Origin of the sequence: Sphingorhabdus sp., assembly GCF_046292425.1 — a bacterium.
Classification (GTDB): domain Bacteria; phylum Pseudomonadota; class Alphaproteobacteria; order Sphingomonadales; family Sphingomonadaceae; genus Sphingorhabdus_B.
In genome coordinates this window covers 1-19,368 of record NZ_JBKBQV010000015.1, presented here as the reverse complement: position 1 = coordinate 19,368, position 19,368 = coordinate 1, and the positions used below count along the sequence as shown (strand labels likewise).

At 55.2% G+C, this 19,368-nt stretch carries 21 protein-coding genes and 1 tRNA gene; 11 read left to right on the top strand and 11 right to left on the bottom strand.

From position 1 onward, the window contains the following. Window positions 1-13 precede the first annotated feature (13 nt). Window positions 14-238, top strand: a complete 225-nt coding sequence (locus ACK4S7_RS05010; RefSeq protein WP_409644898.1) for a hypothetical protein — start codon at window positions 14-16, stop codon at window positions 236-238. Window positions 239-307: 69 nt separating this feature from the next. Here the strand turns inward: ACK4S7_RS05010 and ACK4S7_RS05005 are convergent, their stop codons facing one another. After that, a complete protein-coding gene (locus ACK4S7_RS05005; protein ID WP_409644897.1) occupies window positions 308-1,216 on the bottom strand; it encodes a response regulator in 909 nt (302 codons plus the stop codon). A gap of 148 nt (window positions 1,217-1,364) precedes the next feature. Next, window positions 1,365-3,395, bottom strand: a complete 2,031-nt coding sequence (locus ACK4S7_RS05000) for a S9 family peptidase (RefSeq protein ID WP_409644896.1) — start codon at window positions 3,393-3,395, stop codon at window positions 1,365-1,367. A gap of 310 nt (window positions 3,396-3,705) precedes the next feature. On the opposite strand from ACK4S7_RS05000, the gene ACK4S7_RS04995 reads away from it, so the two are divergent. Together ACK4S7_RS04995 and ACK4S7_RS04990 are read left to right on the top strand one after the other, a co-directional pair. Continuing rightward, a complete protein-coding gene (locus ACK4S7_RS04995; protein ID WP_409644895.1) occupies window positions 3,706-4,386 on the top strand; it encodes a hypothetical protein in 681 nt (226 codons plus the stop codon). A gap of 31 nt (window positions 4,387-4,417) precedes the next feature. Then, the gene (locus ACK4S7_RS04990) at window positions 4,418-4,693 is read left to right on the top strand and encodes an excalibur calcium-binding domain-containing protein (RefSeq protein ID WP_409644894.1); all 276 of its coding nucleotides are present in this window, start codon (window positions 4,418-4,420) and stop codon (window positions 4,691-4,693) included. A gap of 131 nt (window positions 4,694-4,824) precedes the next feature. On the opposite strand, the gene ACK4S7_RS04985 is transcribed toward ACK4S7_RS04990, so the two are convergent. Then, window positions 4,825-4,901: transfer RNA gene (locus ACK4S7_RS04985), tRNA-Arg, on the bottom strand. A 210-nt stretch (window positions 4,902-5,111) separates the two neighbouring features. On the opposite strand from ACK4S7_RS04985, the gene ACK4S7_RS04980 reads away from it, so the two are divergent. From ACK4S7_RS04980 to ACK4S7_RS04965, 4 genes are read left to right on the top strand one after another with little or no spacing between them, the layout of a single operon-like run. Then, window positions 5,112-5,525 carry a hypothetical protein gene (locus ACK4S7_RS04980; RefSeq protein ID WP_409644893.1) on the top strand — a complete coding sequence of 138 codons (414 nt, stop codon included), beginning with the start codon at window positions 5,112-5,114 and terminating at the stop codon, window positions 5,523-5,525. A 28-nt stretch (window positions 5,526-5,553) separates the two neighbouring features. Then, window positions 5,554-6,699: an acyl-CoA dehydrogenase family protein gene (locus ACK4S7_RS04975; RefSeq protein ID WP_409644892.1), complete on the top strand. Its 1,146-nt coding sequence runs from the start codon at window positions 5,554-5,556 to the stop codon at window positions 6,697-6,699. Continuing rightward, complete coding sequence (locus tag ACK4S7_RS04970; RefSeq protein ID WP_409644891.1) at window positions 6,696-7,745, top strand: enoyl-CoA hydratase/isomerase family protein; 1,050 nt, start codon at window positions 6,696-6,698, stop codon at window positions 7,743-7,745. The genes ACK4S7_RS04975 and ACK4S7_RS04970 overlap by 4 nt, the downstream gene beginning before the upstream one ends. Then, the gene (locus tag ACK4S7_RS04965) at window positions 7,742-8,530 is read left to right on the top strand and encodes an enoyl-CoA hydratase (RefSeq protein WP_409644890.1); all 789 of its coding nucleotides are present in this window, start codon (window positions 7,742-7,744) and stop codon (window positions 8,528-8,530) included. Before ACK4S7_RS04970 ends, ACK4S7_RS04965 begins: the two co-directional genes overlap by 4 nt. 4 nt (window positions 8,531-8,534) lie before the next feature. On the opposite strand, the gene ACK4S7_RS04960 is transcribed toward ACK4S7_RS04965, so the two are convergent. Further along, window positions 8,535-8,927 carry a hypothetical protein gene (locus ACK4S7_RS04960; RefSeq protein WP_409644889.1) on the bottom strand — a complete coding sequence of 131 codons (393 nt, stop codon included), beginning with the start codon at window positions 8,925-8,927 and terminating at the stop codon, window positions 8,535-8,537. Between the two features lie 15 nt (window positions 8,928-8,942). Beyond that, window positions 8,943-9,629: an endonuclease III gene (gene nth, locus ACK4S7_RS04955; protein ID WP_409644888.1), complete on the bottom strand. Its 687-nt coding sequence runs from the start codon at window positions 9,627-9,629 to the stop codon at window positions 8,943-8,945. Window positions 9,630-9,731: 102 nt separating this feature from the next. On the opposite strand from nth, the gene ACK4S7_RS04950 reads away from it, so the two are divergent. Continuing rightward, on the top strand, window positions 9,732-11,912 hold the full coding sequence (locus tag ACK4S7_RS04950) for a prolyl oligopeptidase family serine peptidase (protein ID WP_409644887.1): 2,181 nt from the start codon (window positions 9,732-9,734) through the stop codon (window positions 11,910-11,912). A gap of 16 nt (window positions 11,913-11,928) precedes the next feature. On the opposite strand, the gene dapB is transcribed toward ACK4S7_RS04950, so the two are convergent. Beyond that, window positions 11,929-12,654, bottom strand: coding sequence for a 4-hydroxy-tetrahydrodipicolinate reductase (gene dapB / locus ACK4S7_RS04945; RefSeq protein WP_409644886.1), 726 nt, complete (start codon window positions 12,652-12,654; stop codon window positions 11,929-11,931). 104 nt (window positions 12,655-12,758) lie between these two features. Between dapB and cobB the strand changes: the two genes are divergently transcribed. Continuing rightward, entirely contained in the window at window positions 12,759-13,466 is a 708-nt protein-coding gene (gene cobB / locus ACK4S7_RS04940) for a Sir2 family NAD+-dependent deacetylase (RefSeq protein WP_409644885.1), read from the top strand. On the opposite strand, the gene ACK4S7_RS04935 is transcribed toward cobB, so the two are convergent. Genes ACK4S7_RS04935 through ACK4S7_RS04915 form a run of 5 tightly spaced genes read right to left on the bottom strand, consistent with a single transcriptional unit; the run spans window position 13,455 to window position 18,222 of the window. Further along, complete coding sequence (locus tag ACK4S7_RS04935; RefSeq protein WP_409644884.1) at window positions 13,455-14,219, bottom strand: HesA/MoeB/ThiF family protein; 765 nt, start codon at window positions 14,217-14,219, stop codon at window positions 13,455-13,457. The two genes, cobB and ACK4S7_RS04935, sit on opposite strands and share 12 nt — an antisense overlap. After that, window positions 14,216-14,665: a dUTP diphosphatase gene (dut, locus tag ACK4S7_RS04930; RefSeq protein ID WP_409644883.1), complete on the bottom strand. Its 450-nt coding sequence runs from the start codon at window positions 14,663-14,665 to the stop codon at window positions 14,216-14,218. Before dut ends, ACK4S7_RS04935 begins: the two co-directional genes overlap by 4 nt. Next, a complete protein-coding gene (locus tag ACK4S7_RS04925; protein WP_409644882.1) occupies window positions 14,646-15,929 on the bottom strand; it encodes a bifunctional phosphopantothenoylcysteine decarboxylase/phosphopantothenate synthase in 1,284 nt (427 codons plus the stop codon). The genes dut and ACK4S7_RS04925 overlap by 20 nt, the downstream gene beginning before the upstream one ends. Beyond that, window positions 15,929-17,479 carry a 2-polyprenylphenol 6-hydroxylase gene (gene ubiB / locus ACK4S7_RS04920; RefSeq protein WP_409644881.1) on the bottom strand — a complete coding sequence of 517 codons (1,551 nt, stop codon included), beginning with the start codon at window positions 17,477-17,479 and terminating at the stop codon, window positions 15,929-15,931. Before ubiB ends, ACK4S7_RS04925 begins: the two co-directional genes overlap by 1 nt. 11 nt (window positions 17,480-17,490) lie before the next feature. Then, a complete protein-coding gene (locus ACK4S7_RS04915) occupies window positions 17,491-18,222 on the bottom strand; it encodes a class I SAM-dependent methyltransferase (protein WP_409644880.1) in 732 nt (243 codons plus the stop codon). A gap of 58 nt (window positions 18,223-18,280) precedes the next feature. Here ACK4S7_RS04915 and mutM point away from each other — a divergent pair, with 58 nt between their 5' ends. Further along, on the top strand, window positions 18,281-19,093 hold the full coding sequence (gene mutM, locus ACK4S7_RS04910; protein ID WP_409644879.1) for a bifunctional DNA-formamidopyrimidine glycosylase/DNA-(apurinic or apyrimidinic site) lyase: 813 nt from the start codon (window positions 18,281-18,283) through the stop codon (window positions 19,091-19,093). A 108-nt stretch (window positions 19,094-19,201) separates the two neighbouring features. After that, window positions 19,202-19,368, top strand: a 167-nt coding sequence (rpsT, locus tag ACK4S7_RS04905) for a 30S ribosomal protein S20 (protein WP_409644926.1), incomplete at its 3' end; no start/stop codon positions are given.

The following is a 19,368-nucleotide window of genomic DNA, read 5'->3' as shown; positions in this document are numbered from 1 at the left end:
GGGGGGTACGTACATGCGGAAACCTGACGGGACCGATATGCCAGCACTGCACGATGTCATGCAGCCTCTAAACATCATTTTGCTGTCATGCGGAAACGTCCGCGCAAGGATCGCTAATCTGAAAAATGAAGACGCGGATTATCTTCTCAAGAAGATGGAACGAATTGAACAGCAGGCCATTCGTATCCGACGGATTTTTCAGGAAAATCAATGTCTTGATGAACAAGGCGAACCCTGACGCCGTTTTATCGCCAAGACCTCGAAAATGCCAACTACCTTGCCGTGCGGCCAGCCATGGGGTGAGAATCTAGCCCGCCTGTGTTTGAATTTTCCACGCTGAAGCCAGATAGCGCTGCATGGCCTCCAACGCATGTGGTTCCAGTTGCAGCAGGGTCCTGCGCTTGTCTGTCGGGTCAATCCAGCGCCGCACGAGTCCCGCGCTAACCAGATTATTCACATGGCGCAAAGCGGTGCTCAGCGGCACAAGCGTCGTCACTGATGCGCTTGATGCCGGTACAGCCTCACCCCGCAAACTTGCTTCTGTGATATCAAGCAAAATTTCCCAAGACGGTCCGGAGAATATTGCCGGGTCAAAATATCTCGATTTGTTATGCTGGAATTTCAGCAACATGCGGATGAACGACTGTAATTCCTGACCTGTTGGCGCAGAATCGGCTTTTGTCGCCCGGTCGCCGAGAGCATTTGGATCCAACCGCTTTGTTAGTGCGGCAATATGAAACCTGTTCGACATCGTAAAATGATGCGCCGACGCTCGCCGCAATGCTGCGGCCAGATCCTCCATCGAAACCGGCTTGCTCAGCAAATCGGTTGCTTGCGACTGCATCGCCCTTGTCGCGACATTCAAACTAGAATGGCCAGTGATAACCAGGGTCACAATGGGCCTGGTCGGTAAAAAGCGGTTGGCAATTTCAGACAAAAGCGAAATACCATCCATGCTCGGCATTTCGATATCTGTAATCACAACACCAATGTCTGGCGAGTCGGCTAATAATTTTAACGCTTCTGGTGCGTCCGAAGCGGATCGCACGCTATAACCAAGATTGATGATTGTTTCGCAATATTCATCAAGGCAGACAGGATCGTCGTCGACTACCAATATCGTGCAGCCCATTTGAACATTCTGAAGGGTTAATTCACTATCTACCGGACTGACGTCCGCAGTAATGTCTCGCATATATGCTGACAAGTTTCCCATACTCACCCCATAATTTGCATTATTTTGCAAACTAACTACGTCCTAGCGAGTATGGCGCGGCAATCAACTCTATTTTTTTCAATCAGATAGCATGCGTTTGCCACCTATAGAAGATGGCGGGCCGGCAGATGCCGACCCGCCAGTCGAATTAATTGGATTTAAGCGCTGCGGCGAGGCCCGGCGAATATTCTGCTCCGGCGGGCACCTCTGCAGTCGAATTGCGAACGGTGTCGCCAATTGGTTCTGCACGGCCGCCCAAACATTTGGCCAAAAAGCTCTCCGTAACTGCGTTAAACGCAATATTGTTGTTCGGCTTTGCAAAGCCGTGCCCTTCGTCGGGGAATAGCACATAGGTAACCGGAATCCCCTTTGCCTGCATAGCCGACACAATTTGATCCGATTCGGCTTTATTGACCCGTGGGTCATTGGCACCCTGCCCAATGAGCAGCGGACGGACGATCTTGTCAGCAGAATAGAGCGGCGAACGCTCCTTGAGCATTGCCAGTCCTTCGGGCGTGTTCGGGTTGCCCATCCGCTTGTGAAACTGGCTTACGATTGGAGCCCAATATGGCGGTATCGTTTTGAGCAAGGTTTCGAGGTTGGACGGGCCAACGATGTCAACGCCGCACGCGTACACATCTGGCGTGTATGTTAACCCGGCGAGCGTTGCATATCCGCCATAGCTGCCGCCCATTATTGCCACCTTGTCCTTCGGAGCTACCCCGCTCTTTACCGCCCAGGCAACAGCGTCGGTCAGGTCATCCTGCATCTTGCGGCCCCATTCGAGGTCGCCTGCCGAGATGAAATCCTTGCCAAAACCCGTCGAGCCGCGGAAATTGACTGACAATACGGCATAGCCACGGTTCGCAAGCCATTGGTGGTAGCCATTGAAGCCAAAGGAATCGCGTGCCCATGGTCCGCCGTGCACCATCAAAACCATCGGTACTGGCTTATCCGCCTTTCCATCCGCATTGGCGTCAGCGGACTTCGGCAGGGTCAGGTAGCTCACCAAATTCAAGCCGTCGCGCGACTTTATCTCGACTGGATACATGGGCACAAGGGGCGCCCCAATCAGTTCTGGGCGTCCGACATACAATTGGGTGAGCTTTTTGCTCTTGCGGTCAAATTGATAAACGGTCGAAGGCGCGATCAGCGGATCGTTCCAGACCAACCATATATCGTCGGCATCAGTGCGCGATTGCAAACCGAAGTCTCCAGTCAATTGCGTGCGCAGGAACTTCCAGTCCGCCTTGAGATCTTCGTCAACGATCGTCCATTCATTGCGCAGATAATTGGCGCTATACGCTTCTACAACCCCAGTCCTCGGATCACGCAGCGTTCCGCCAATGTCGGCCTTCGCATTCTCCGCGACGAGTGTGCGTTTGCCGGTTTTCATATCCTGCGCGTATAACGCTGCCGTGTTGCGGTCGCGACTGTCGATCCAGTACAATAAAGTACCGTCATGTGTGAAACCGGCTGGGGCAGTGGTCAACGAGTCTTCTAATCCGGTCGACGCGAAAGGTTTTTCTTCCACCTTGCCACCGACAATGTTGAAATAGTCGGACCCGCCTTGGGCATTAGAGCGCTGCGCCATGCGAAGCGTCAACGTGTCGTCTGCAATGAAGCCCGAATAGCTGTCATTGCGCATGACTTCTGTGGTTGCGCCCGTTTTCAGGTCAAGCAAATGGACATCATGATATTGCGGATTGCGGTTGTTTAGACCAATCAGTAATGTGTCCTTATCTTTGTAAGATGCGCCGACAAGTGTAACGCGAGTTTTGTCAAATGGCGTGTAATTGCGTTCCTTACCAGTGGCGACATCGACGCCGTAAAGCAGGAAATTCTCATCGCCGCCCTTGTCCTGAATATACAGGACCATCGATGAATCGCCCGACCAGCTAAAATTGCGGATCGGACGATCTTTGGAAGCAGTGATCGGTTTTGCATCAGCCATGTTGTTGGCAGGTGCGACAAACACGTTCATCACGCCATCGAGAGGGGCCCGCCACCCGATCCATTTCCCATCTGGGCTTAGAGCAGCACCAGCCATTTGCGGGTTACCAAACAGCTTCTCGCGCTCAATCAACGGAACCGTCTCTTGCGCAAATGCAACATCAACGGGCGTAGCAGTCAAAAGCACGGCTAATGTTAGAGCTGAAGTAAAAACTGTATTTTTCACGGGTGGAACCTCCTTCTGGTGTATTACCGTGATGATACGCCGGTGTAAAAGTTCGTCAATCCCAAAGATATTAGACGAGGCAGCAATATTCCGGATCTAAATTGTATATTGCTCCCCTTTATTCCTGATAAAGAATCCTGAAGAGGTTTGCGTTGTCAGTTTCTGTTTTGTTGATGTCGTTGCGAAGCCCGTTTGTGCCCAACAAAATTATTCAACCATATATATTGTTGAAGCGGCTAAATATTTAAAAGCTTATTGACTTGTAAACCTTTGTAACACAGTAAAAGTGTTACTTTTGGGAGGGCAATTCATGATTCGATTAAATACAGCGGTAAGAACCGCCTTAGTTTGTGGCGTGGTTATTCTGGCTAGCGCACCAGCCTTTGCGCAAGCAAATTTGCAACCGGCGCCAGCCCCAACTATTCTAGCTCCAGCAAACGAAAACATGATCCGCGCAGGTTCAGAAGTCATTCTCAAAACACGCGAAGAACTGACAACAAAAAAGAAGAAGTTGAAGGTCGGTTACCGTTTTCAGATGGAGGTCGCAGAGCCAATTCGTGTCAACAACCAGATAATAGTTCCTGCCGGAACTCCTGCCGTTGGTGAAATTACAGAAATTCGGAATAAAGGCATGTGGGGTAAATCCGGTTATATTGGAGCCCGTGCGATCTCTATGCGCGTGGGAGATCGCACCATCAGGCTTAATGGATCGTTCGACGATAAAGGTGTAACTGGCACTGCCGGTGTGGTGGCTGCCGTGGTTTTGATTCCGGTTGTCGGCTTCTTCACGACAGGTACGAGCGCAATGATTCAAACCGGGAGCACCGTGAAGGCGTTTCTTGATGAAGATATTGCTGTATCGATGACATCAACCCCTCCGCCTATGCCTCTGTCTCCGATTCCGGCAGTTCACATCGAATCCGTCGGGACCAAATCACAAGTGACCCAGACTGGACAGGGTGAGGTAACACTCAGCACGAAGCCAAATTAAGCATATGATGCGCCGTTGTATTGCCATTGGCGTGACCATAGCCTTGGTCACGCCTGTCAACGGTACTTTGGCGCACGGCGGCGGCCTAGCTGCCGATGGCTGCCACAATGACCGCAACAACGGTGGCCGGCATTGCCATGGCGGTGGCAGGAAATCGCCAGCGCCAATACAGCGGTCGTCCGAAACGCAGGGGGCATACCCCAATTGCACGGCGGCACGCGCCGCGGGAGCCGCGCCGGTACTTGCTGGGCAGCCAGGTTATGGACGCCATTTAGACCGCGATGGTGATGGGGTGGGATGTGAATAGCTTACAGCGTAAAAATCATCGGCGCGGGCGAGAGGCGCGGATCAGTATTTTCTGTCCAAGGACCAGCCGCCCCTAGCCAACCATGATCGTGACACTTGCAGCAGCAAATTTCGTCTCAAATGGGGGAATAATGGCGCACCCAAGAGGATTCGAACCTCTGGCCTCTGCCTTCGGAGGGCAGCGCTCTATCCAGCTGAGCTATGGGTGCGGGCCGGGTCCGGTTAGCAGGGAGAAGGGCATTGGGCCAAGTTTTTTTTTAGGGGGTTATGATATCGCGGCTTGATCCATTGCTGTGCGTCATGGAACCCATCGCCAGTCCGAATGTTTTCGTAGATGAAATGGGGACATATGGATGGCTGCTAAACTATTATGCTTGAGTGCAAGCCTGTTAGGCGCGACCGTTGGCGCATGTTGGCCCATGGCCGAAAATAGCGGAAATGGCGCTTCTGAGAACGCGGCATCAGCGACAGTCGGCGAGGGCGCTGCCGATGTAGCTTTGGAAATCGCGCTCAACCAGTTTCCCGGCGGCTATCAGTCACGCTGGGCGCAAACGGCTGCAGGCTGCGCTGAGGATCCCGAGAGGAGCGCTTCAATCATGTCGCTCCAAGGCAGGCTTATCAAGTTGCCAGACGCTGTGGGCACAATGGTTCAAGGCAAGAGGATGACATCGAAGACAATGGAGGCCGAGTTTGATTTTGTAGGTAAAGCCAGCAAATCAACGAGGGCGATGGCATTTGAATTGAGCGAAGACCGCTCGCGGCTTACCCGCACTGATCTATCCGACGGAATGCGGACGCGATATGTACGCTGTCCAAAGCTAATGGCTGGATAACTGAAAATTGCGATGCTACGGCGACCGCATGCAAAATCAGTTTGAACTCACCGACGATCAGGTCGCCATCCAGGATATGGCGCGTAAATTCACTGCCGATGCCATCACGCCGTTTGCGGCGGAATGGGATGAAAAGTCGCATTATCCGGTCGATGTGTGGAAAGCCGCTGGCGAGCTTGGCTTTGGTGCGATTTACGTGTCTGAAGAATCGGGCGGGACTGGCCTTGGCCGGTTGGAAGCGGCGCTGATCATGGAAGCGATGGCTTATGGCTGTCCTGCCACCAGCGCTTTCATTTCCATCCACAATATGGCGGCTTGGATGATCGACTGCTTTGGCAATGCGGAGTTGAAGGCGCGTTATTTGCCTGACCTTGTATCGATGCAGAAAATCGCGAGCTATTGCCTTACCGAGCCCGGCAGCGGGTCGGACGCAGCGGCTCTGAAAACAAGCGGGCGGCTTGATGGCGATCATTATGTGCTCAACGGCACAAAGCAGTTCATCTCAGGCGCTGGATATAATGATGTCTATGTCGTGATGGTCCGCACAAGCGAGGAAAAGACCAAGGGCGTTACGTGCCTTGTCGTCGACAAGGACACGCCGGGCCTGAGCTTCGGTGCGCCAGAGAAGAAGCTTGGTTGGAATGCTTCTCCAACTGCGCAAGTGATTTTTGAAGATTGCCGTGTGCCTGTGGCTAACCGTGTTGGCGCAGAAGGCGATGGTTTCCGTTTTGCGATGATGGGCCTCGACGGCGGCCGGTTGAATATTGGCGCGTGCTCGATTGGCGGCGCGCAGCGCTGCCTTGATGAGGCGATTGCCTATACCAAGGAGCGCCAGCAATTCGGTCAGCCCGTGTCCGAATTCCAGAATACGCAATTCATGCTCGCCGACATGGCAACCGATCTGGAGGCCGCGCGTGCGTTGCTGTATATTGCCGCAGCCAAGGTCACGGCGAACGCGCCGGACAAGTCCCGCTTTTCGGCGATGGCCAAGCGGCTGTCGACCGATAGCGGCAGCGAAATTGTCAACCAAGCGCTTCAGCTTTTTGGCGGTTATGGCTATTTGCGCGACTATCCCATTGAACGTTTCTGGCGGGACTTGCGCGTCCACTCCATCCTTGAAGGGACAAATCAGGTCATGCGCATGATTATTGGCCGGGATTTGTTACGCCAATGACCGGGGATATTTTGGTCCGCGTCGAAGGCCATGCTGGTTTTATTAGCTTGAACCGGCCATCGGCGCTGCATGCGCTTACGCTTCCGATGGTGCATGCGATGACTCAGGCTTTGCTTGCCTGGCGCGATGATGACGCCGTCAAATGCGTGGTCATCGATCATGCCGAAGGACGGGGCTTTTGTGCGGGTGGCGATATTGCTTTCTTGCGCGATTCGGCGATCAATGATGGCGGGCAGTCGGGCCGGAAATTCTTCCACGACGAATATCAGCTGAACCATCTGTTATTCACCTATCCCAAACCCGTGGTGGCATTCATGGACGGCATCACGATGGGCGGCGGCGTTGGCATTAGTCAGCCTGCGCGTTTTCGCGTGGCGACCGAGAACACGAAATTTGCGATGCCGGAAACGGGCATTGGCCTGTTCCCAGATGTCGGTGGTGGCTGGTATCTCTCGCGGCTTGAAGGGCGGGTGGGGGAGTTTCTGGCGCTCACCGGCTCGCGCGTAGCTGGCCCCGGCTGTCTTGCTCTTGGCCTCGCCACGCATTATTTGCCAAGCAGCGCGCTGGCCGACGCCAAGGCACGCATTGCCAGCGAAGATGTCGACCGCATTGACGGATTGCTTGGCACTTTGTCAGAGACGCCGCCACCGTCAAAGGTCGTCGACACGCTCTTTCAGATTAACCGCCATTTTGCCTCCGGTAAATTTGAAGACATTCTCGCCAGCATTGAAGGCGACGAGAGCGAATGGGCGATGCGCGAATTGGCGACATTGCGGACGAAAAGCCCGCAGACCTGCAAAGTGGCGTTGCGGCAGTTGGCTGAAAGCGCCGCGCTTACCGACTTTGCCGATAATATGGCGATGGAATATCGCATCGCCAGCCGGGTCATCGCGCGTCCCGATTTTGCCGAAGGCGTCCGCGCGGTCATCATCGACAAGGACAATGCGCCCCAATGGAATCCGGCAACGCCAGAAGGCGTGACTGACGATCTGATCGACGCGATATTCGCACCCTTGCCAGCGCATGAAGAATGGAAGCCCTTATGACCAGCCCTAGCGCGACATATGAAACAGTCCTGGTTGAACAACGCGGCGCGGTGACGCTGATCACGCTCAACCGGCCACAGGCGCTGAACGCGCTGAACAGTCAGGTGCTTGCTGACCTTATTGCGGCCTTTGCTGCCTTTGATGCCGACGATAGCCAAAGATGCGCTGTGCTGACGGGCAGTGAAAAGGCCTTTGCTGCAGGCGCAGACATTAAGGAAATGCAAAGCCAGTCCTTTGCAGAGATGTACGGATCAAACTTCTTCGCAGGCTATGACCGGGTCACTGCAACCCGCAAGCCATGGATCGCGGCCGTCAACGGTTTTGCGCTGGGCGGCGGCTGCGAGCTAGCGATGATGGCCGATTTTATCATCGCGGGCGATAATGCCAAATTTGGTCAGCCGGAAATCAAGCTGGCGGTCACCCCTGGCATGGGCGGATCACAGCGGCTGACCCGCGCCATCGGCAAGGCCAAGGCCATGGAAATGTGCCTGACGGGGCGCATGATGGATGCAGCAGAGGCCGAGCGATCGGGCCTTGTCGCCAAGGTTGTTCCTGCGGCTGAACTGGTTGATGAAGCCATCAAGACCGCCGCCGCTATTGCAGGCATGGCACCGTTAGCGGTGATAGCGTGCAAAGAGATGGTGAACGCCGCGTTTGAAACCACCTTGCAGCAGGGCGTCGTGTTTGAACGCCGCTTGTTCCACGGGCTGTTCGGTACGGAAGACCAGAAAGAAGGCATGGCCGCGTTCGTTGAGAAGCGCCCCGGTAACTGGACGGGGAAATAATCGTTCAGTGCGCCTGCGCGATTTTTTCGATCATCTGAAATTTCCCCAACCCGCAGCCGGCGCCTTCGGTCAAACGTCCCCCTTGGTCATGCAATACACGCACGATATCGACGTTGCACAATTGGTTTAACGATGTGCGATAGGAGAAGCGGTCTTCAAACTTCAGGCCCGGGCAGCTTTGTGGCAGGGTGTTTCGGTACGTTTTGCCGCCAACAATACGGAAATCTATGGTGCTATTGTCGACAACCTTCGTTGACCGGATTTGCGAGATATTTACGCAGCTTTTCGGTTCACCAACCGCGCGAACGGGTTCAGGGGCTTTTTTGTTCGAAAGGGCAACCGCGCCGCCGCCCGACAGCAAAACAAAGGCAGGAATGATCAGCAGCATCTTACGCATAAGGTTTCTCCATTTTCAGCTACTGGCCGTATCATCATCAGCCTGAACTTTTGCTGACTTTATCTTGGGCGGGGGTGTTTTGGGTTTGTAGCGGCATAAATCCACGACAGAACAGCGCCAGCATTCCGGCGTTCTCGCCTTGCAGACATACCGACCATGTAAGATCAGCCAGTGGTGCGCACCAATGCGGAAGGGTTTGGGCGTGCTTTTCTCCAAAGCCTTTTCCACTGCACCAACGGTTTTACCCGGCGCAATCCCCGTGCGGTTACCGACGCGAAAGATGTGGGTATCTACGGCAAAGGTTTCTGCGCCAAATGCGGTGTTCATCACCACATTGGCTGTCTTTCGCCCCACACCGGGCAGCGATTCCAGCGCGTCCCGGTCCGCCGGAACTTCGCCACCATAGTCCCGCACCAAAATTTCCGATAATGCGATGACGTGTTTGGCCTTGTTGTTGAACAGCCCAATGGTCTTGATATGCGCCTTTAGGCGATCCAAGCCAAGCGCGAGCATCTCTGCCGGCGTTTTTACTTCCTCGAATAATGCCTTGGTCGCCTTGTTCACTCCCACATCGGTCGATTGCGCCGAGCAGGTTACCGCCACCAGCAACTGATACGGATTGCCAAATGCCAGCTCAGTTTCAGGGTCGGGATTCGCTTCGGCCAAACGCCGGTAAAATTCGAAGATGTCGGCCTTTTTCATGTTGTATTCTGCCGACAATGCGCGGACAGCGAGTAGCGTTTAAAAGTCATGTAGCTACTATCCAGAAGAACTCGAGCCAACACAAGACAGGGACACAACTCCATGGTGAAAACCGGTCGCATTTCAAGCAAATCTAAACTTTTGGCTGGTGCCCTGATGGCAATCGCGCCAATCGCAGCCCAGGCCGATACCCCTCTAAAAAGCCCAATTAAAGCGAGTGACATGATCGAATATACCACACCGGGCCAGACCGATGCCGACCATCTCTACCTTGAGGAGGTATTGGGCGACAAGGCGATTGCCGAAGTAAAAGCCTGGAACGACCGTTCGCTGAAACGGCTGACCGGTGACCCGCGTTTTGCGGTGCTTGAGGGGCATGCGCTCGAAATATTGAATTCAAAAGACAAGATTCCCTATGTGTCCTACCGCAACGGCGAGACGCATAACTTCTGGCAGGATGCGCAGTCCGTGCGCGGCATTTGGCGCAAATCGACGCTTAAAAGCTATCTATCAGCAGATACTGAATGGGAGACCGTGCTCGATATCGATGCACTGGCCACCGCCGAGGGAAAGAACTGGGTGTATAAGGGCAATGATTGCCTGAGCCCCGAATACGAACATTGCATGGTCAGCCTGTCCGACGGCGGTAAGGACGCAGCAATCCAGCGTGAGTTCAATGCACGGACCAAGGCTTGGGTCGAAGGTGGCTTTGTCACCAACGAGTCAAAGGGCGGATCAACGTGGCTGGATAAAGATACGCAGCTTGTTGGCGTCGATTTCGGTCCGGGCACGATGACGGCATCGGGTTATCCCATGACAGCGCGCATCTGGAAGCGCGGTCAGGCGCTGGGTTCAGCGGTAGAATTCATACGTGGCGAGCCCAGCGATGTTGGCCTTTGGCCTGGAACACTCGAACGCGGCGATGGCAGCCGCGAGATCATCATCACGCGTGCGGTGACTTTTTACGATAACGAAACCTTCTGGGTCCCGCGCAAAGACGGTGTCCTGCAAAAACCTGTCAAATTTCCGGTGCCGGCAAAATCCAGCATGGGCAAAGAATTCAAAGGGCAGATGCTGCTGACGCTTAACGAAGATTGGCGCACGTTCAAAACGGGCGATCTGGTCAGTTTTGCGATGGACGACTTCATGGCTGATGGCGAAATCGCCATGGTCAATCTTGTATTCAGGCCGGATGCGCGGTCGTCGATAAATGGCTACGGCCAAACCAAGTCAAAGATACTCATGAGCATTTCGCGCGACGTCACCAGCGCAGCATATGAATTCGACTGGGACGGCAAAGCGTGGAATTCAAAACCGCTTGATTTTCCGGCCAATGGTTCAGTCTCAATCGGCGCGACCAACGACAAAGAAGATATCGCGTTCATCAACAGCGAATCGTTCCTATCACCGAGCACTTTGTGGACCTATGATACGGGAGCGGGCGTAAGCACGAAGGCCAAGGGCCTGCCGAACTGGTTTGATGCCAGTGCCATGATCGCTGAACAATTTTTCGCGACATCAACAGACGGCACGCAGGTTCCCTATTTCGTAGTGCGTAGCAAGTCGACCAAGCTTGATGGCACCAATCCAACGTTATTGTACGGCTATGGCGGGTTTGAAGTGTCCATGAACCCGTCTTATTCGGCAACACGCGGCAAGTTATGGCTGGAGCAGGGGGGCGTATATGTCCTTGCGAACATTCGCGGTGGCGGCGAATATGGCCCGAAATGGCATCAGGCAGGGCTGAAGACCGAACGGCAGAAGATTTATGACGATTTTATAAGCGTTGCCGAGAAACTGATTGCGGACAAGATAACTGCTCCGATACATTTGGGGATTGAGGGTGGTTCCAACGGCGGCCTATTGGTGGGTGTCATGTTTACCCAGCGTCCGGACCTGTTCAATGCGGTCGTCTGCGCCGTGCCCTTGCTCGATATGTTGCGCTTCGACCAATTGCTCGCAGGCGCTAGCTGGGTCGGGGAATATGGTAGCCCTGCCGATCCGGTCGAAGGCGCGTTCCTGCGCAAGATTTCGCCCTATCACAACATCAAGGCCAACGGGAAATATCCCGAAGTTTTTTTCCTGACTTCCACCAAGGATGACCGGGTACACCCAGCACATGCCCGCAAGATGGCCCGGCGGATGCAGGATCAGGGGCATGAATTTCTATATTATGAAAATATCGACGGCGGGCACAGTGCTGCGGCGAATCTGAAAGAAACCGCAAAAAGACTGGCGCTGCAGCATGTCTATCTGCTGCAGAAATTGAAGGACGGGAAATAGACCAAGGCTTGAGTTGTTAAAGGCCCAGAACCTCTTGCATATTATACCGACCGGCTTTCTGTCGGGCTAACCAGGTTGCAGCCTTGACTGCGCCTTTGGCAAAGATCGCGCGGTTTTCCGCGCGGTGGACAAGCTCAATGCGTTCATTTTCAGATGCAAACATAACCAGATGGTCACCTGCAACACTACCGCCGCGCAGCGATGCAAAACCGATATTTCCGGACGTGCGCGCCCCTGTAATACCGTCGCGTCCGCGGTCGCTGTGGTCCTTAAGGTCAATCCCGCGACCTTTTGCGGCCGCTTCGCCAAGTAGCAGGGCAGTGCCTGATGGCGCGTCGACTTTATGGCGGTGGTGCATCTCCAATATCTCGATATCCCAATCTTCGCCCAACTGGCGCGCCGCTTGCTCCACCAGTGCAGCGAGCATCGTAACACCCAGCGATGTGTTGCCCGTTTGCAATACCGGAATGTCGCGCGCGGCATCGTCGATCAAAAAATGATGTCGTTCTTCCAGTCCGGTCGTGCCAATAACGATCGGTTTACCAGCAGCGACGCATGCATCGAGACTGGCCTCAAGGCCATTAGGACTTGAAAAATCGACGAGCACATCGGACACGGCGATTAACGAAGCCAAATCACCATCCTTGTCGACGCCGCCTGCATGTTCGTGGCCGTCGGCGACAATCGCGTCGACCAAAGCCTGCCCCATGCGCCCTGCGCTGCCAATGATTCCAATTTTCATTTGTTACCACCCTGATCTTGTCGACGGGTCTTACTATATTAAGGCCGTGAAACAAGTTGTGCTGTGCACGCCGCTGGCTGCAGGGTGATGAAGAAGGAATGAATGTGAATTCGGAAACCAAAAATATCGTGATCCTGACCGGTGCCGGGGTCAGTGCCGAGAGCGGGATCGACACGTTCCGCAGCGAAGGCGGGCTTTGGGAACAGCATAGGGTCGAAGACGTCGCCACGCCTGAGGCGTTCGCACGCGACCCGGACCTGGTGCTGCGTTTCTATGATATGCGCCGCGAGCGTATTCAACAGGTCGAGCCGAACGCAGCGCATTTGGCGCTGGCGCGGCTGGATGCGGCATGGACAGGCAATTTGCTGCTGGTGACACAAAATGTCGATGATCTGCACGAGCGGGCAGGGTCAAAGCGCCTGCTGCATATGCACGGCGAGCATCTGAACGCGTGGTGCAGCGCTTGTGATGAACGCCACCCTTGGCGCAGAACGTTGATTGACCGGCCAGCCTGTCCGGCGTGCGGAATAGAAGGAAAGCTTCGCCCTGACATCGTCTGGTTCGGGGAAATGCCTTATGGCATGGACGACATCTATCATGCGCTTAACCGCGCCGACCTGTTTGTCAGCATTGGTACATCGGGGGCAGTCTATCCAGCCGCAGGCCTTGTGCGCGAGGCGCGGCAAAAGGGCATCAGGACGTTGGAACTAAACCTTGAACCGTCGCACGGCACGTCATGGTTTGAAGAATCGCGGCATGGCCCAGCGACTGAGGTTGTACCTGCCTGGGTCGAAGAGATTTTAGGGAATTGAGGCACCGCAGCTAGTGCAAGCCGGGTCTTTGGGCAGCCTTATAGACCGCATTGCGGGAGCCATACCGTCGAAAAGGTTTAGCTTGCCCTTTTGAGCTTCTCCGAAGCCTGTCAGGGCACGAATGGCCTCCATGGCAGCGAATGATCCCATCAGTCCGCACATGGCCCCCAGAACGCCCTGTGTGGCACAATCGTCGCAATCATCGGGGTCGTGTGCGTCACCGACAAAGCAGCGGTAGCAAGGGGCATCGTCTTGCCACCCCGTAAACGTGCCGATTTGCCCATGAAACTGTCCAATAGCGGCACTGACCAGCGGCACCTTCGCCGCAAGGCACAAGTCGTTGACGATGAGCCGGGTAGCAAAATTATCACTGCCATCGATGACAATGTCGACATCCTGGAACAGATCTGCGGACGTCATATGGTCAATACGCTGTTTGATTGCGTGGAATGTGACGTCGGGGTTCAAACGCGCGACGGCGGCGGCGGCGGCTTCGACTTTCGCCGTGCCAATGTCGTTATCGCTATAGAGGATTTGCCGCTGCAGATTTGGCAAGGACACTGTGTCGTCATCAACGACGCTGATGGTTCCGACGCCAGATGCCGCAAGATATTGGATTGCGGGACATCCAATACCACCCGCGCCGATAAGCAGCACATGGCTCGACAACAATTTGGTTTGTCCGGGGCCGCCAATGTCTCGCAACACAATGTGGCGCGCATAACGGTCCAGCTGCTGGTCGGTAAGAATCATATCCCCGTAGAACCAAAGCCTCCGCTACCCCGTTCGGTATCGTCAAGGGCCTCGACTTCGACCATTACGCCCCTCGTAACGGGTGCGACCACGATCTGGGCGATCCGGTCCCCCTTGTTGATCATAAATTCATCATCGCCCAAATTCGCCAAGATGACCTTCACTTCGCCGCGATAGTCGCTATCGATGGTGCCGGGTGTATTCAGGCAGGTAATGCCGTGCTTCAGCGCAAGGCCCGAACGCGGACGCACCTGAACTTCATATCCCTCTGGAATGGCAAAAGCAAAGCCGGTGGCGACCGCATGGCGCTTACCGACGCGCAGGTTGACGCTTTCCGCAGCGCAAATGTCCATGCCTGCTGCGCCCAAAGTCGCATATTCGGGCAGCGGCATTTCAGCGCCGTGGTTCAGACGCTTGACGCGAATTTCAACCTTTTGCGAGTGCATCGGCAACCTTCTCCATCAATTTGCGGGCGATGATATCTTTGGGGCTTTCCGGCCAGCTATCAACACCGTTTTTGGTAACGATGTGAAACGCGTTGTTCGCGCCGCCCATCACATCGCCTGATACATCATTGGCGACAATCCAGTCGCAGCCTTTTTTGGCGAGCTTTGCCTGTGCATGCTCAACAATCTTTTCGGTTTCTGCTGCAAAGCCAATCAGCAGCTTTGGACGAGATATATGCGTAGAAAGGCTTGCCAATATGTCTGGGTTTTCAGTCAATACGAGCGGGGGCACTTCGTTGCCCTCCTTTTTGATCTTATGATCAGGCGGATGCGAAGCACGCCAGTCGGCGACGGCGGCTACCATTATCGCAGCATCAACGGGCAAGGCTTTCTCAACTTCGACCTGCATCTCAAGCGCCGTTTCTACGTCAATACGGACAACGCCGGGCGGAGTTTCCAAATGGACAGGGCCAGCGATCAACGTAACTTCTGCGCCTAAATCTGCTGCTGCTGCGGCAATCGCAAAGCCCTGACGTCCGGATGAACGATTAGCGATATACCGTACGGGGTCGATGGCCTCATGCGTCGGGCCAGCGGTCACCAATATGCGCCTTCCGAACAGGGGGCGATGGTCCACACCCGCGAAATCCGGTTGCGCGGTGAGCGGCGAGGCGCTGGCAAGCGTTGTTGGCGAACGCCCTGCGGTCAAAGCAGCATCGAACGGCTGTCCCAGCATCGCGCAAATCTGTTCTGCGACGGCTGGCGGCTCGGGCAGGCGGCCTGGGCCAAATTCGCCACATGCCATGGCGCCTTCGTCCGGGTTCATGATGTGCACACCATCGCCGCGCAATTGCGCCAAGTTGCGTTGCGTTGCCGGATGGTTCCACATGCGCACATTCATGGCTGGCACTGCAAGCACCGGCTTATCCGTCGCCAACAATATCGTAGTCGCAAGGTCGTCGCATATCCCGGCTGCCATTTTGGCCAAGATATTGGCTGTGGCGGGACAGATGACGATCAAATCAGCCTGACGGCTCAATTGGATATGACCAATCTCGCGTTCTTCTTTCAGGTCGAACATATGTCCGTACACCTGATCCTCAGTCATCACGGCCATCGACAAGGGCGTGACAAATTCCGTCGCGCTCTGGGTCATGACTGCACGCACCGCGATACCTTGTCGTTTAAGCAACCGGACGAGCTCAAGCGATTTGTAAGCAGCAATGCCGCCTGTCACGATCAAGAGGATGCGCTTTTGCGTCATCAAGCTAAGCCCAACGCCCACATGCTGGCTGCACCCAGGCCACCCGCCAGTACCGCGACCAGCAGATAGCGGCCAGTGTTGGTCTCGCCCTTGCGTTCCCAAATCAGTTGCACGGACGGCAACGGCGGCGGTTCCGGGGCCCCGCCTTTGCGCGGCAACTGTTCATCCAAACGGCGGATGAGATCGGGTATCAACTTCAGCGTGTCGGCTTGTTTGCGTAAGCCATCGGCCAACATTGCCTCTGGCCCAAGCTCACCCCGGATCCAGTCGCGCACATAAGGGGCGGCGACGTCCCACATATTGATACGCGGGTTTAGCGACGTTGCGATACCTTCCACCATGACCATCGTCTTTTGTAGCAACAGCAAATGCGGCTGGGTCTGCATGTCGAAATCGCGGGTAATCGCAAACAGGCTGTCGAGCATTTGCCCGACCGACAGTTCGCTTACGGGCTTGCCGCGCGTTGGCTCGCCCACGGCACGCAGGGCGGTCGCGAACTCGTCAACATTGTGATAGCTCGGCACATATTGCGCCTCGAAATGGATTTCTGCGACGCGCTTATAATTGCCCGTTGTCAGGCCATAGAGAATTTCCGCCAGCCAAAATCGTGCCTGCCGGTTGATGCGGCCCATGATACCGAAGTCAATGGCGACAATGGTGCCATCCGCGCGGACAAACAGATTGCCCTGATGCATGTCGGCGTGGAAAAAACCTTCTGAAATCGCCTGCCGCAAAAAGGTGAGGACAAGTTTCTCAGCCATTTTATCGAGGTCATGGCCAGCCGCCCTGAGCGCGTCGATGTCCGAAATCTTGATGCCATCGACCCATTCAAGCGTCAGGACGCGGCCGGATGTGCGGTCCCAGTCGATGGTCGGGATGGTATAGCCTTCAACCGCGACCATTGCGTCCTTAAGCTCAGACGCACTCGCCGCCTCACGGCGCAAATCCAGCTCGCGCAATGTCCAGCGTTTGAGGTTGGCGATAACCAGTTGCGGGCGCAACCGCGCCGCTTCGCCGCCAAGCGCTTCGAGATGGGCGGCGGCCCATTCATAGGTTTCAATATCGCTGGCGAATTGTTCGCGAATTCCAGGGCGAAGGACCTTGATTGCGACATCCTTGCCCTCGGTCGTGCGGGCGCGGTGCACCTGCGCTATTGACGCGGCACCGACTGGCACGGGGTCGATATATTCGAACAGCGCTGCCGCGGGTTTATTCAAACTGCTGTCGATTTGGGCGTAGACTTGGTCAAAAGGCGCTGGCGGCAACTGGTCCTGAAGCGTGAGCAAATTGTGCGCAGCTTCATCGCCGATGATATCGGGCCGGGTCGCAAGCGTCTGGCCAAGCTTGATTGCGGCAGGACCTATGGCACGGAACGCTCCTGCATAATCCGGCACTTTGGGCTGGATGGTGCCGAACCGCGCGATGCGGCACAATCGCTTGACCTGTGGCGGGGTGTTGCGATCAGCCTCGATGGCGCGCAATGCGCCATGGCGCGCAAGAATGCGGCCCCATTTGAGCAAACGAAGTATGTGGGTTGCTGGACGAGTCATAGGGTGGGGCGTTAAACCTTCCAGCCGCTGTGAATTGCGACCAGACCGCCCATGATAGGCTCGACCTTGGTTTGCACAAAGCCAGCCTCACCAATCATGCGCTTGAAGCTCTGCATGTCGGGAAAACGGCGGATGGATTCGACCAAATAGCGATAGCTGTCTTCGTCGCCGGCAATTGCTTTACCTAGTTTCGGCACAAGCTTGTCGGAATATATGTCGTAAATTTGGGCAAGGCCCGGCCATTCTACGGTCGAAAACTCAAGGCAGAAAAAGCGGCCACCATAACGCAGGACTCGGTGCGCCTCGCGCAGGGCCTTTGGAATGTCGGTTACGTTCCGAATGCCAAAAGCAATTGTGTACGCGTCAAAATGCGCGTCGGGAAAGGTTAGCGTCTCGGCGTTTTGTGCGGACCAGATCAGGCTGTCGATGCCGCGCTTCATGGCGCGTTCCATACCGACATCCAGCATATCTTCGTTAATGTCGGATACCGTGACCTGCGCGCCCGATTTTTCCATGCGAAACGCAATGTCGCCAGTGCCGCCCGCCATATCGAGAATATCCTCGCCAGCGCGCGGTTTTACCCGGCGGACGAAGGTGTCTTTCCACAGTCGGTGCATGCCGCCCGACATCGCGTCATTCATGATGTCATATTTGCGCGCGACATTGGAAAAGACATCGCCAACGCGCTGGGTCTTTTCTTCGGGGCTAACTTCCTCATAGCCAAAGGATACGGTGTCGTTCATTCTGCTGCCTCTAGCCGATTGTTGCGCCAGCCGCAAAGGCTGTTAGGTGCAAACTCCTATGCCCGAATTGCCTGAAGTTGAAACTACAGTATCTGGCCTACGGTCCGTCCTTGAAGGCGAGCTCATCGTGCGCGCTGAACCGCGCCGTGCGGACCTGCGTTGGCCGTTGCCGCCGGATTTGCGCCAGCGATTAACTGGCGCGCGTATCGAAACGCTTGGGCGGCGGGCGAAATATGGGCTCATTTACACAGACCGGCAGGACGTCATGATCTTTCATCTTGGCATGTCTGGCCGCTGGCGTGTTGACCCGGTCGAAATTGAAAAGCACGACCACTTCATCTTGGAAACCGCAAGTGGGCGCGTGGTCGCGCTTAACGATCATCGCCGTTTCGGGTCGCTGGATATAATCGATTCAGACAAAATCGACAATTACCGCTTCTTTGCCAAAATGGGTCCTGAGCCGTTGTCGGACGCGTTCGATGCCTCTGTTTTGCTACAGGCGCTGCTCGGTCGCAAGGCGCCCATCAAGGCTATGTTGCTCAACCAGAACATCGTGGCTGGCTTAGGCAATATCTACGTGTGCGAGGCGTTGCATCTGGCGGGCATTGACCCACGCGTTGCAGCATCATCTATCTCCAAAGCGCGGCTTGTTCGATTGGTGACCGCGATCAAGGAAGTTCTGAAGGCCGCCATCGCCGCTGGCGGATCGACGTTGCGTGATTTTGCGGCTCCTGATGGGGAATTGGGCTATTTCGCCAAGGACTGGCGCGTCTATGGCCGTGAGGGTGATGCTTGCGTCTGCGGCAGCACGATATTGCGACGTGTTGATTCGGGCCGATCAACCTTCTACTGCCCGAAATGCCAGCGATAGGGCGGCAATAGGAGGTTGACGAATCTCTTAGGCAGGGTTAAGGGCCGCACCTTCAACAGGCGTACCAAATGGTTGCGCCCTCTCAGTTATTGAAATTCGAGGACAAAAATGGCCAATACGCCGCAAGCAAAAAAGCGTATCCGTCGCAATGCGCGTCGCACTGAAGTAAATGGCGCACGCGTCAGCCGGATCCGTACTTTTATCAAAAAAGTCGAATCGGCGATTGAACTTGGTGACAAGTCAGCCGCAGCTGCAGCACTTGCCGCAGCGCAGCC